16 protein-coding genes are annotated in these 13,444 nt (G+C 26.0%); 4 read left to right on the plus strand and 12 right to left on the minus strand.

The window, feature by feature from the left end; translation table 11 throughout:
- Window positions 1-253: 253 nt before the first annotated feature.
- Entirely contained in the window at window positions 254-559 is a 306-nt protein-coding gene (locus J7G74_RS07825; protein ID WP_297133805.1) for a DUF1540 domain-containing protein, read from the minus strand.
- 173 nt (window positions 560-732) lie between these two features.
- Between J7G74_RS07825 and J7G74_RS07830 the strand changes: the two genes are divergently transcribed.
- Entirely contained in the window at window positions 733-1,209 is a 477-nt protein-coding gene (locus tag J7G74_RS07830) for a hypothetical protein (RefSeq protein ID WP_297133808.1), read from the plus strand.
- 54 nt (window positions 1,210-1,263) lie between these two features.
- Here the strand turns inward: J7G74_RS07830 and J7G74_RS07835 are convergent, their stop codons facing one another.
- The 6 genes from J7G74_RS07835 to hpt all read right to left on the minus strand — a co-directional run bounded on the left by J7G74_RS07835 (window position 1,264) and on the right by hpt (window position 5,745).
- Window positions 1,264-1,431 carry a hypothetical protein gene (locus J7G74_RS07835; RefSeq protein ID WP_297133811.1) on the minus strand — a complete coding sequence of 56 codons (168 nt, stop codon included), beginning with the start codon at window positions 1,429-1,431 and terminating at the stop codon, window positions 1,264-1,266.
- A 76-nt stretch (window positions 1,432-1,507) separates the two neighbouring features.
- Window positions 1,508-2,101 carry a manganese efflux pump MntP gene (locus tag J7G74_RS07840; RefSeq protein WP_297133813.1) on the minus strand — a complete coding sequence of 198 codons (594 nt, stop codon included), beginning with the start codon at window positions 2,099-2,101 and terminating at the stop codon, window positions 1,508-1,510.
- Window positions 2,102-2,571: 470 nt separating this feature from the next.
- Window positions 2,572-2,793 carry an alpha/beta-type small acid-soluble spore protein gene (locus J7G74_RS07845; RefSeq protein WP_297133816.1) on the minus strand — a complete coding sequence of 74 codons (222 nt, stop codon included), beginning with the start codon at window positions 2,791-2,793 and terminating at the stop codon, window positions 2,572-2,574.
- A gap of 91 nt (window positions 2,794-2,884) precedes the next feature.
- On the minus strand, window positions 2,885-4,111 hold the full coding sequence (locus J7G74_RS07850) for an NAD(P)/FAD-dependent oxidoreductase (protein ID WP_297133819.1): 1,227 nt from the start codon (window positions 4,109-4,111) through the stop codon (window positions 2,885-2,887).
- Between the two features lie 31 nt (window positions 4,112-4,142).
- Window positions 4,143-5,063 carry a phosphatase PAP2 family protein gene (locus tag J7G74_RS07855; protein WP_297133823.1) on the minus strand — a complete coding sequence of 307 codons (921 nt, stop codon included), beginning with the start codon at window positions 5,061-5,063 and terminating at the stop codon, window positions 4,143-4,145.
- 157 nt (window positions 5,064-5,220) lie between these two features.
- Window positions 5,221-5,745: a hypoxanthine phosphoribosyltransferase gene (gene hpt, locus J7G74_RS07860; protein ID WP_297133825.1), complete on the minus strand. Its 525-nt coding sequence runs from the start codon at window positions 5,743-5,745 to the stop codon at window positions 5,221-5,223.
- 240 nt (window positions 5,746-5,985) lie between these two features.
- Between hpt and J7G74_RS07865 the strand changes: the two genes are divergently transcribed.
- Entirely contained in the window at window positions 5,986-7,062 is a 1,077-nt protein-coding gene (locus J7G74_RS07865; protein WP_297133828.1) for a pyridoxal phosphate-dependent aminotransferase, read from the plus strand.
- Window positions 7,063-7,195: 133 nt separating this feature from the next.
- On the opposite strand, the gene J7G74_RS07870 is transcribed toward J7G74_RS07865, so the two are convergent.
- Both J7G74_RS07870 and J7G74_RS07875 read right to left on the minus strand, forming a co-directional pair.
- The gene (locus J7G74_RS07870; RefSeq protein WP_297133830.1) at window positions 7,196-7,957 is read right to left on the minus strand and encodes a ribonuclease H1 domain-containing protein; all 762 of its coding nucleotides are present in this window, start codon (window positions 7,955-7,957) and stop codon (window positions 7,196-7,198) included.
- A 58-nt stretch (window positions 7,958-8,015) separates the two neighbouring features.
- Window positions 8,016-8,966, minus strand: coding sequence for a macro domain-containing protein (locus J7G74_RS07875; protein WP_297133833.1), 951 nt, complete (start codon window positions 8,964-8,966; stop codon window positions 8,016-8,018).
- A 552-nt stretch (window positions 8,967-9,518) separates the two neighbouring features.
- Between J7G74_RS07875 and J7G74_RS07880 the strand changes: the two genes are divergently transcribed.
- Window positions 9,519-9,734 carry a YdbC family protein gene (locus J7G74_RS07880; RefSeq protein ID WP_297133836.1) on the plus strand — a complete coding sequence of 72 codons (216 nt, stop codon included), beginning with the start codon at window positions 9,519-9,521 and terminating at the stop codon, window positions 9,732-9,734.
- A gap of 123 nt (window positions 9,735-9,857) precedes the next feature.
- On the opposite strand, the gene trhA is transcribed toward J7G74_RS07880, so the two are convergent.
- Complete coding sequence (gene trhA, locus J7G74_RS07885) at window positions 9,858-10,526, minus strand: PAQR family membrane homeostasis protein TrhA (RefSeq protein WP_297133838.1); 669 nt, start codon at window positions 10,524-10,526, stop codon at window positions 9,858-9,860.
- A 219-nt stretch (window positions 10,527-10,745) separates the two neighbouring features.
- Between trhA and J7G74_RS07890 the strand changes: the two genes are divergently transcribed.
- Window positions 10,746-11,585, plus strand: coding sequence for a DegV family protein (locus J7G74_RS07890; RefSeq protein WP_297133840.1), 840 nt, complete (start codon window positions 10,746-10,748; stop codon window positions 11,583-11,585).
- A 645-nt stretch (window positions 11,586-12,230) separates the two neighbouring features.
- Here J7G74_RS07890 and J7G74_RS07895 read toward each other — a convergent pair.
- Together J7G74_RS07895 and J7G74_RS07900 are read right to left on the minus strand one after the other, a co-directional pair.
- Window positions 12,231-13,067, minus strand: coding sequence for a DegV family protein (locus tag J7G74_RS07895; protein WP_297133842.1), 837 nt, complete (start codon window positions 13,065-13,067; stop codon window positions 12,231-12,233).
- A gap of 176 nt (window positions 13,068-13,243) precedes the next feature.
- Window positions 13,244-13,444, minus strand: a 201-nt coding sequence (locus J7G74_RS07900) for a L,D-transpeptidase (RefSeq protein ID WP_297133844.1), incomplete at its 5' end; no start/stop codon positions are given.

Consider the following 13,444-nt stretch of genomic DNA (forward strand, 5'->3'; position numbering starts at 1 on the left):
GAATAAAATAGTTTAATTAAGTTATTTATCATTATTTACACTTCCTTTAAAACCTCTTTTATTTTGATTCTTACTAATATTTATTATTTTTATACATAATTTACTCAAAATTTGCTTCACTCATAGTGCAAATAGCTTCGCACGTTTCTAAAGTAACAAAGTTTAAAATTGTAACGGTATATAAGATACAATTTAATTACAATTAAAAAGCTCCTTAAAAGGAGCCTTATATATTTCAGATATAACCATATTTTTATTTAAGGACGAAAGTATCACATGATGCATCTTGAGCATTTATTTTTACATTATCAGCCTTACATAGTAAGTTTTCATTATACTTACAATTAGCTGCTTCACATTTTATATCTTGTGTTTGAGTGTAACCATTATCAACAGTATTTGTAAATCCACTATTTGCTCTATTTACATAAGATGCACAAACAGTTTCACTAGTAGAAGTAGCTTGACGTCCGCCTACTTTTATTCCTCCTGCCTTACATTCACGACTTTCATTATATACACAATCGTCTGCATTACATTTTAAATTTCCATTTTGCATATTATCTACCTCCTAAAGTTTTTCATTTTTATTATGCTCAAATTTCAAAATTAAATTAATAAAAATATAGCTATATATTTTATTAATTTAATTTTTCTGACAATAAGTATTTAAAAAAGTTTTCTTGTCAATAATAAAGTTAGAACTTATTTTAAAAATAGGAGTGGTCCCTTATGGAGATAAAAGAACTAGACTTAGAAACAAGAAACAAAATATATAGTCACACTAAAAGCATTTTGAGAAAGTACCAAAAGGGAATTATAACTGGCAAACTAACAGCTGATAAGTTTGCACAAAATATACTTTGCGATGAACATATTAATAATATTTTAAGTAAAGACTTAATCCAGGAAGAAGATTTCCAAAATTCTTATATCAAATACATAAATACATTAATTAATATTCAAAATGAAAATCTAGCAATTTCTCGCAAAAGAAAAAAAGAAAAGAATAGTATTAACCCACCAAGTATCTCTCAAAAAATTAAGCTTAAAAATCTTTTACAACATAAAAACTATGAATTAGTAATTCCTATGCAATACTTAAATAGTAGCGATATGGATTCTATAATTAAATATATTGAAACTGGAGATATTGACTTAGGTGATGAAAGAATTTACAACTACATACAAAAAACTAATTTTAACTAAAAAGAACTACTAAATACATATTTAGTAGTTCTTTTCAATTATACTTTTTATAATTTATCCCATAGCTTTTTCTAATTTTGATAGGTGTTGAATTGGGTAGTATCTTAACAACTCTCTAAATTGATCTACTGATAAACCTTGTGTTGTTGTGTATATTCTAATTTTTTCATCCACATCTGCATTAATAAAATCTTGTTTTATTTTATCAAAATCTATAGCCATACTAACACTCCTTATGTATTAATTTTTACATCTAGTGTTATTTTAACCAAGACTTATTATTTTATTTACCTTAATTTTATATGAATCCTAAATGTTCAATCAAGATTTTTATTCCCATCAATATTAAAATTAAACCACCTGCGAATTCTGCCTTAGACTTGTATTTAACCCCAAAAATATTACCAACTTTTACACCTATCATAGATAGTATAAAAGTAACTATTCCTATAAATGAAACTGCTGGTATTATATCAACTTGTAAAAATGCAAATGTAACTCCAACTGCTAATGCATCAATACTTGTTGCAATAGAAAGCATTATCATACTTTTGAATCCAAGTTCATTTTCTTCTCCAGCTGCAACTTCTGCTAAATCTACTACACCTTTTTCATCATCCTTTTCCCTAGACTCTCTTATCATATTTATTCCTATAAATGATAATAAAATAAATGCTATCCAGTGATCTATACTTACTATATAATCCTTAAACTGTACACCTAGTATAAATCCAATAAGAGGCATACCTCCTTGAAATCCGCCAAAGTATAAACCTACTTTTGTACATTCTTTTAATGATACCTTTCTTAATGAAAGTCCTTTACATATTGCTACTGCAAAAGCATCCATAGATAATCCTACTGCTATTACAAATAACTCTATTAAACTCATATTATCTCCATCCTTTCAAATTATAAAACTTTTAAACAGATTACTTTTTCTTATTGTTCCCAGAATAGATTAAAAATTATTTATCTCATATAATAAAAAATCCCATTCCACTCAAGCCAATAGGTTGAAAGTTATAATTTCAAACCCATACAAAAAAGACCCACCTATAGCCTAAGCTATAGATAAGTCTCATCATTCAAAACAAAGCCAGATAGCAAAACTATCAGTATGTTGACTATGTTACACTAAAATAATAGTGCCAACTACTCCCTTATCAAAGTATTTTTATTATATTATATTAGTCTCTTACAGTCAATATACCCATTATAATCTATCTTAAACATTTTTATATTTTTTATGTAAATATTATAATTTCAATTGACTATATAAAAGAGGTAAATTTAAAGAATTTTACTCTTTAAACTTACCTCCTTTTTGTTACTTATATGCTATATTGTTTGCCTTATAAACTATTGTTGACCTTTACCTGCCATTTGTTGCTCAGCCATTTCAACTAATTTTTTAGTCATGTATCCACCTACATAACCATTTTCTCTAGCTGTAAGGTTTCCTTTGTCAACTTGTTGATAATTAGACATACCAAGTTCATTTGCTATTTCTAATTTCATTTGATTTAATGCAGCTTTAGCTTCTGGAACTGCTGTTCTGTTATTATTATTGTTATTTGCCATGTTAAATTACCTCTTTTCTTTTTAATATTTGTTTCTAATACTATTATGTTACAAATGAGATTTAACATGTATGCAATTTTTGACAAAATTTTTAACAATTGGTTCCAGCTAAATATGCTGTAGAATAAGCTATTTGTAGATTAAATCCTCCTGTATATGCATCAACATCAATTACTTCTCCTGCAAAGAAAAGATTTTTTATTAATTTTGATTCCATAGTACTTGCATTTATTTCACTTACTTTAATACCACCCGAAGTTACTATCGCTTCTTCTATTGGTCTATATCTTTTTACTGTGAAAGTAATATTTTTTAATAAATGAACTAAATGAAGTCTTTGCTTTTTAGAAATTTGATTTACTTTTAAATGCTTTGGTATTTCACTTAACTCAACAATTATTGGTATAAGTTTCTTTGGTAATAAATCACTTAGTGAATTTTCAAAGTCTTTATTTATATATTTTTCAAAATCTCTTATTATTCTTTTGTCTAACTTTTCCTCATCTAAAGCCGGTTTTAAATCTAAAATAATTTTATAATTTTCTTTTGATGTATCTTTCATTCTACAACTTGCAGACTTTATTATAGGACCATCAAGACCATTTTTAGTAAATTCCAATTCACCAAAATCATCATATACTTTTTTGTTTTTACTATTAAGCACTGTAATAGCTACATTTCTAAGAGATAATTTCTCTAAATTTTTCACGAAGCTTTCTTGAACCTCTATCCCTATTAAAGAAGGTTTAGGGCTAATTATTGTATGCCCCAAAGATGAGGCAAATTTATATCCATCGCCTGTTGAGCCTGTTAGTGGATAGCTCATTCCTCCTGTTGCAACTATTACACTATCACATTTTATTTCTTGGTTATTATTATAAATAACTTTTTCAATCTTTGAGTCTTTAGCTACAACTTTATTAACTCTTGCATTTAAAATAACTTTAACCTTTTTGCTATTAACTAACTTTTCAAAAGCTTTTACAACATCTAAAGCCTTATCACTTTTAGGAAATACTCTTTTTCCTCTTTCTGTTTTTATTTCAAGACCTAAAGAATTGAACATATTCATAGCATCATAATTTGTAAATGTATAAAAAGCACTATATAAAAATTTTCCATTAGTAGGAACATTTTCTATAAGCTCTTCAACATCACAATCATTTGTTATATTACATCTACCTTTTCCTGTAATTAAAAGTTTTCTTCCTAATCTATGTTGTTTTTCTAAAAGAATTACTTCAGCTCCATTATCTGCTGCTGTAGCTGCAGCCATCATACCAGCTGGTCCTCCTCCTATTACTACTACCTTTTTCAAATAATCATCCTTTCACTCTAAATAGGAAAAATTATGCTAATTTAAATAATTTAAATAAAGCAGGTGCACCTGCAATTCCCCAAAATACTACTATTGTGTATTTAATATATTTAAAAATATTTATAATATCTTCTGATTTATTTATTACTAAAATATCACCTATATAATTAAATACGAAATAAACTAATAATAACGATATTATTCCTATTATAAATCTTCCTACTTTTTTTCCTAAGCTATTATATCTAGAAATGTTTTTAGCAAAAATATTTTTTCTTTTAGGCTCACCACCTGTACTAAAATGTATATAAGTATCTTCAACCATATAACCTAAAGTAAATCCAGTGTAAAGACCAAACATTTTATATAAGTCATCTCCACCTACAAAATATGTAAATAATCCAAATATAACTAATAATAAAACTAGTATATAATAATTTTTAGTATCATCTATATAGTCAAATAATTTTACAAATAGTATACTAAACACTATACCAAATATCCATCCAGCAATTACATCTGTCGGCCAGTGAACTCCAAGATATAACCTTGATACTCCCGCACCTAGAACCATGATTATTCCTATAATATAAGTCCATGTTTTTTTGAATAATAACATAATACTAGTCCAAAATGTCGTACTTGTTTGTGTATGACCACTTGGAAAAGAATATCCAGTTGCAGTTTCAATTCTAAGAGATTCTAAGCCTTCCATTCCAATAGGTCTTGGCATTTTGATATAATTTTTTATCCCAGAATTTATATTTAAACTTCCGCAAAGAGCAAATAAAGTTCTTTGTCCAGCTCTTTTATTCACACACCAATATAGTATAGCTGTTAAAACAGTTATTACAGGCACTTCTGTACATATAGTGAAAAATGTAAATATACCTGTTAAAATATCATTTCTCATGTTTTGAAGTGTCATTAATATCTCTAATTGATACTCCATAACTTACCACCTTCCAATAAAATATTTTTCCTATATTATTTTACATAATTTCTAACAATAAATATATACTTTTTTGACGATAAACATATATTCTTGTATTATTTTTAATTTGAAAAAGGAGTATAAGTTTTTCTTATACTCCTTTGTATTATTAACCTTATATATCCTCTACAATACCTATGTAAGGAAGATTTCTATATTTTTCAGCATAATCAATGCCGTATCCAACTATAAATTTATCTTCTATAACAAATCCAACATAGTCAACTGTTATATTCGAAGTCCTTCTTTGTGGCTTATCCAATAAAGTACAAAGTTTTAATGATTTAGGTCTTCTAGTTTTAAGCGTTTCAACTAAACTACTTAAAGTTAATCCCGAATCTATTATATCTTCTACGATTAATACGTTTTTATTTTCTATATCTACATCTAGATCTTTTATTATCTTAACAGTTCCTGATGAAGATGTTGATGTACCATAACTAGATACACTCATAAAATCCATATTAACATCTAAATTTATTTCTCTTATTAAATCAGCACAGAATACACTAGCACCTTTTAATATTCCAACTACTAATAATTCTTGACCTTCATAATCTTTTTCAATTTGTTTTGCAAGTTCAACAACTTTTGATTTTATCTCTTCCGCAGAATACATTACTCCATTTAATTTATACATATTCTCCTCCTAGTAATCATGAATCATATTTATTATAACATATATTTTTTCATATTCAAGCTTTTTTGTTCGTTATTTTCTTTTTTTATAAAAATTTGTTTTCCCATTACTGTTTATAATTATTGTACCAATACAATATTATTTTTATTCTATTGATAACTACATATATTAAACTTATACTATACTATATTAAGATAAAATTTATTTTATCAATGTTATTCTAAATTTGGAGGTTTAATTATGAGTGTAAATCATGGTGCTAATTTATATGACTTATCAGGCAAATATGGTTTTTCAAAAGATGAATTTTTAGATTTTAGCTCTAATATTAATCCATTTGGTACATCTAGCTTAGCTAAAGAGTATATCATTAAAAATATTGATATGGTTTCAGTTTATCCTGATGTTGAATATAAAGATTTAAAAAAATCTATATCTTCTTATTGTAAATGCTATGAGAAAAATATGGTTTTAGGAAGCGGAGCAACAGAACTTATTTCTTCTTTTATAAGTACCATAAAGCCTAAAAAGGCAGTTTTACTATCTCCTGCCTATTCTGAATATGAAAAAGAGCTTAAAAAAAATAACTGTGAAATAATAAAATATTTTTCTAAAGAAGACAATCACTTTAGAATAGATCCTGTAGAATTAATTGATTTTATAAATGAAAATAAATCTGATTTAATAATAATTTGTAATCCAAATAATCCAACAGGATTTACTTTTTCAAAATATGAAATTGAAGTTATTTTAAATAATACTAATGCTTTTGTAATGGTAGATGAAACTTATATTGAATTCACAAATACAGATATATATTCTTCAACACCTTTAGTAGACAAGTATGATAATTTATTTGTTATAAGAGGAACTTCAAAATTTTTTTCTACTCCAGGAATAAGATTAGGGTATGGTTTAATTGGAAAAGAAGAAGTTAGAAATAAAATAAACGAAAATTTAGATTTGTGGAATATAAATATAATTGCCTCTGCCATGGGAGAAATAATGTTTACAGACAAAGAATATATTTGTCGTTGTATAGATATAATTTTAAAAGAAAGAGATTATCTACTTGAATCACTAAGTAAATTTAATGATTTCCAAGTATTTGAAAGTAAAGGAAACTTTATTCTTTGCAAGATAAACTCAAAAAAAATTACAGCCTCTAACCTACGTGAGTTGTTAATACCAAAAAAAATTATTATAAGAGATTGTAAATCTTTTGAGGGATTAGATGAGTATTATTTTAGAGTTTGTGTATTAAAGCCTGAAAATAATAAATATTTAATTGATTGCTTAAAAGAAATTTTTGTTTAAAATAATAGATTATTTAAATTTAAATTAATAATTTTAAGGATTATATAACAAAAAGAAGTTGTTTTAAAATTTACTCTTGATAAATAAATTAAAACAACTTCTTTTTTTAACATTTATATTAATTTTCACTTTATTAGCCTTTTAAATAATCTATAATTGCACCTTTAGCTGCTTCATCTGCTAAATCATTATAAATACTTTCATTACTATGAGCTTTTACTTTTATAAAGCAAATATTTAGCTCCTTGCTCACTTCTTCCATATACTTAACATATTCTTGAGTATACTCATTTTTAGCTTGCCATTCTCCACTAGCCCAAAGTGCTATATTTTTTAAATCATGATATATGGCAATATTTTTTTTGCCTAATTCTTTAGCCTTGTTAATAGCCACCTTTACAGATTCTAATTCTCCAACTATATTCCACTGATCCCATTTATCGTATCCTGCATTAAAATAAGTGTTATAAGTATTGTCATTAGTATTAAGAACTATTACCCCAGAACCAAATATTTGATTACCTCTATCATAACTACCATCTACGAAAGCAATAAATTCATATTCATCTTTTATATCTTCTGGATTTATATAAGATTTAAAAGTTTTTACATTTGCATTGCTTCTAATAGGTTTAACATCATATCCTGCTTTTAAAGCCATAGTAGCTTTGGAGTTTTTGGAACTTATGTTATTTTTATCTTTAGTTTTTTTTATATCTTCATTAGGAACTTTTGTTTTATCATCATCAATAAATGCTAATGCTTCTTCTATTGTAGTAAAGCTTTTATATTTTGCTCCTTTATATCCAGTTACTTGTGCAGAACAATCTGCCCAAGTTAGGTATATTCCTGGTGTTTTTCCAACCTTAACCGCATAGTACTTCTTTTTCGACATATTAAATTTCCTTTCATTCGTGTATTATAAACTTATTTTATAATACCAAAATAAATCATTAATATCTAAAAGAATTATTTATTTTTTCAAAAATATAGTCAGAAGGGTGAATAAAATACTGTCTAGTTTTTTCTTCTGCTCTATCTATAGTATCATAACTGAATGTATTAAATACTTCTTTTAGTATATCATTAACTCTATCTAGTTCTTCAGTGTATATTTTGTCACTGAAAATTTTAGTCATATTCTTCATATGAAGAAAAATATTTTTAAGAACTTTCACACTCTCTTCTATATATTTTAATTCTATATCACCAGATAAAAAAGCTTCTTTTAATAAAAATATACAATATGCATTTTCTACACCTATATTATTTATAAAATCTTCTATTGTCAGTTCATATCTACTATACTTATCTTTCTTTCTATATTCCTCCAACATTTCTATTGAATACTCTATATCCTTATAATCTTGTGAAAGTTGTTTATATATATCGTAAGTACTTTTATTTGTACAAGAAAAATAAATTCTTTCAAGATCTTTTAATGAATATTTTTTTAACATATTCCAAGCCGCATAATATGCCATATTAGCCGACTTATCTATAGGAAATTTATTATTTCCACTACTAATAGAAGGTATTCCTATAGTTTTGTTGTCATTCTCTATTGCTAATTCAATAGAGTTTTTATAACAAGAATACAATAATTCAATCTCATCTTCATCACCATTATCATATTTAGGTGTTGACGTATGTATTATGCTTTTTACATTTAAATCATATCCTTTTGTAATAGTACATTGTCCTATATCACAACTTCCTATCTTAGATAGCTTTTTACATAGCTTTTCTCCTGCTTTTTTTTGAATTAATTTATCCAATCCATCTTTACCACTAAAGTGTTCATCTGTCGGATTAATAATTGCATCCACACTAAGATTTACTACTTCATCTTTAACTATCTTAATTCTATCTTCTAGATTATTTATATAAATACCCCCTTTCATATAAAAAATACTGTACATAAGAAAACGCACAGTGACCTCTCACCATACGTTAAGTTGAAATGCATTAGAATCTTTATATATTTTAGACTATTTACTTAGATTATAATCTTTTTTTGTTAATTTATCATTTATAAAATGAAAAAAGTTAGATTAGTCTAACTTTTTCAATATAATTTCACCATAATATCTTTACTATCCATACTCATCTTCTTTGCATAATCCAATAGAAAGTTCCATAAATGCTAGATTTTTTTGTGCATCTACTTTAAATAATCTACTAAAAAAATATAATACTAAATTCATATTATCCCCCCATAATGTTAGCTCCCTCTAACTTATTACTGTCTATGTAATATATATATGAAATCCTTTTATATTAGTTACTAAAAACTCCTATTCAATTGTATAAATTAGGATATTTACTGCTATTTAAATAATTAAATTAATAATATTATAGCATTTTTTACTATTTGATTATTTTTCTTTATATTTTATAATAATGTAAATACATGGTATAATCTTATAAATTCAATAAAGGAGTAATTTATCAAAATGGCAGATTTTAAATATGATATAGTTGAAGAAATTGGTGTAATATCAGAAAATTCTAAAGGATGGACAAAAGAATTAAATCTTATTAGTTGGAATGGTGCTAAGCCTAAATATGACTTAAGGGATTGGTCTCCAGGCCACGAAAAAATGGGCAAAGGTATTACTTTAACTGAAGAAGAAATACTATCTCTAAAAGAAATTATAAATAAATTATAAAACTTTATAGATCAATCTTACATAAATTAAAGCTATCTTAACAAGATTTCAAAATACAATCTTATTAAGATAGTTTTATATTTATAAGTTTATATTATTTTTTTAAAATACTCCATATTTAATCTATATTACATAATAAACAATTCCTATTAATTGCGTTGTACTTCCTAACAATACAAATACGTGGAATACACAGTGCATATAACTTTTATTTATACCTATACCATATAGAATTGCTCCAATAGTATATAAGATTCCTCCCACTAGTATAAATATAAAGCCATTCCATGTTAAGGCTTCAATAGCGATTGGAAGAATCAATACTATCGCCCATCCCATTACTAAGTTACATATCATAGAAAAAGTAGCATATTTTTTTAGATCAATTGCATTAAATATAATGGCAACTATGGCAATACCCCATTCTAAAATAAGTAATGCCCAACCAACTTTTGAATTAATATCTGTGATAGAGCATACTACGATAGGTGTATATGTTCCCGCAATTAATATATAAATTGCACAGTGATCTAAAACTTGAAATACTCTCTTTGCAATACCTTCTCTTAATCCATGATAAATACTAGACATACAATATAGTAAAATCATAGTTATTCCATATATAATTGAAGATATTATTCCAGCAATATTATGATGCCATGCTGATATTGCGACACATGCTATCAGTGCAACAACACCTATTGCTCCTCCCACTATGTGAGATATATAATTAAACCTCTCTTCACCTACAGTATAGTTTGGTAATTTTCTATCAACTAACTTGGTTCTCAAAATCTTCCTCCTAATCTTCACTTTATTTTTATTTGATTTTATCTATTTTAATTATAGTACTTTATTTTTATAATAATACTATTTTTGAAAACATTAATATTTTATATATTATATCAGAAAAACAAATTATTTTGAGTATCAAATATTTCTACTTTACAAATATAAATTAAGATGATACTATATTCTTCAATAGTTGTTATATATTAGGAGGAATTAAACATGATAAAAATAATTTGTGACAGTATGTCTGATTTACCTTTAAATATACTTGAAAAATATGATATTGATATAATACCATTAACAGTGATTTTTAACGGAACTGAATACTTAGATGGAGAAACTTTAACTAAAAATGAATTCTATAAAATGCTTAGGGAAACTAATATAATGCCAAAAACTTCTCAAGCTACATATGTTCAATTTAAATCAGTATTTGAAAAATATGATAATCCAGATACAGAAGTTATATATATATCAGGTTCATCGATTGCCTCTGGTACTTATCAAAGTGCTACATTAGCTAAATCTGATGAACATGATAATGTAACATTATTTGATACAAGAAACCTTGCAATAGGTAGTGCATTATTTGTAATAAAAGCTTGTGAAATGGCTGAAAAAGGTTACTCAGCGAAAGAAATAATTTCTACTTTAGAAAAATTTAGAGATGAAAATGAAGTTGAAGTTATTTTCTCAGTGGATACTTTAGAATATTTAAAAATGGGTGGTAGAATTTCATCTACTAAAGCTGCCTTAGGTAATTTATTATCTATCAAGCCTATATTAGAAGTAAAAGATGGTTTGGTAGCTCAAAAATCTCAAGTTAGAGGTAAAAAACAAATTTACTCTAGTTTAGCAAAATCTATTGTAAGTAAATTTGGAAAAGACTTAAAAGACAGAACTATAATTATAGGTTGTGGTGATAATAAAGAAGATTTAGAAATAGCAAGAGAAGCCCTAATGAAAGAAGCTGAAATAGGTGAATTTTACTATGTTAATATCGGTTGTGTAGTATGTTCTCACTCTGGACCAGGAATACTGGGTATATCTTGTATGTAGTTTAAAATCACAAAATAAATTTTTTAATAAATAACTAAAAAGTGCTGAAAAATACAGGTAAATGTATAATTACAAATTTTACTGGTAATGTAAAATAATTCGTGCTTATAAAATTTAAATACTCCTTTATGGCAATGATAAAAATATAAATTCAATGCCAGGAAGGGGTATTTTTAATGAGTAATTTAAGTAAATATTATTGCTATAGAGGATCGAATTACTCTAAAGCACAAATCAATTTACACTCTCAATCCACCTGTATTTTTAATTACATATTAAGATTCTTGCAAATTAAAATTTTATTTATTATCTTACTAATTCTAATTTATTATTTTGTGAATGCATTTCTTTTTTGGATTTTTTAGCCTCACTATAAGTTTTATATCCACCATTAATCTCCCTTGTCTATTTGCTGACTATGCCAAGTGAATCATTGTAGTTTTTTATTTCTAAAGTCTACTCCCTCTATAGCATATATATTTTCATCTAATATCTTCATTTTACTATATACAACAATAGCATCTTTTTCAAAATACCACTATATTTAAAGTTAAAACTGTTAATAATTTATAATTTATAGCATCTTTATCGTAAATCTAAATAAAAAAAGTAGTAAATCAAGCTAATGATTTACTACAAATCTATCTATAAAGCAGCTATTAAAATTGCTCCTTCCGAAGAATATGTTCCTATTACAGCACCCACTTCTTCTATAAGAATATTTTCAAAACTATGTTTTTCTAACATTAGTTCTTTAACCTTATTTGCTTTTTCTATGCAGTTTGCATGTGAAATTATTAATAATTTATTCTCATCTTCATTTATTGTATCGAAAACTTTATCAATTACTTTTTTAATAGAGCTTTTATCACCTCTTGCTTTATCTATAGGCTTAACTTCTCCATCTCCTATTTTTATTATAGCTTTAAAGTTTAGAGCATTTATTATTTTTCCTGCTAATGGGTTTATCCTTCCACCTTTGATAGCATTTTCTAGAGTTTCTAAGGCTCCATAAAATACAATATCTTTTTTTATACTTTCTAAGCGCTCTACAATTTCTTCAAAAGTTTTACCTTCTCTTATCATATCAGATCCTTTTATTGCTAATAATCCTTGAGCAACAGATCCCGATTCAGTATCTATTACAGCTATCTTTTTATTTGGATTATTTTCTTCATATATTGATTTTGCAAGTAACGCTGACGAATATGTCCCTGAAAGTTTTGATGCTATAGTTAACACTATTACATCCTCTTCACCTTCATAACTTTTTAAGAACATATCTGGTGATGGACAAGATGTCTTTGGAAGCTCCTTATACTCTTTCATTTTTCTATAAAATTCTTTCTTTTCAAGTTCACCATCCACATATATTTCTTCTCCAAATGAAATATTTAAAGGAACTATATCTATTTTGTATTTTTCTATTCTCTCTTTACTTAAGTCACAAGAACTGTCTGATATTATTTTTATTTTATTCATATTTATATCTCCTTTTTATTATCCACTTGTCGGTCGACCGACCGAAAACCTATACAATAATAGTATCTTCTAATCTTATTACTGTCAATCCAATCATTTAAATAAATCAAATATTTTTATATTCAAACTTATCGATAATAAAAACAAGACTAGAAAAACTCTAGTCTTGTTTTTTGCTAATTTATAATTATTGTAGTTGTATCTAGCACATTATCATATATCCACTGAGCATTTTCTACTGCCAATCTAATACATCCATGACTTAAGGCCATACCCAATCTGGCATCTGTTATTTCTGTACCTTCTGCATTGAATAATATTGAGTGATAATAATAACTACCTCTAATTCTAGTTGCATATTTTACCCTATATACATC

Source organism: Terrisporobacter sp. (genome assembly GCF_017888745.1).
Taxonomy (GTDB): domain Bacteria; phylum Bacillota; class Clostridia; order Peptostreptococcales; family Peptostreptococcaceae; genus Terrisporobacter.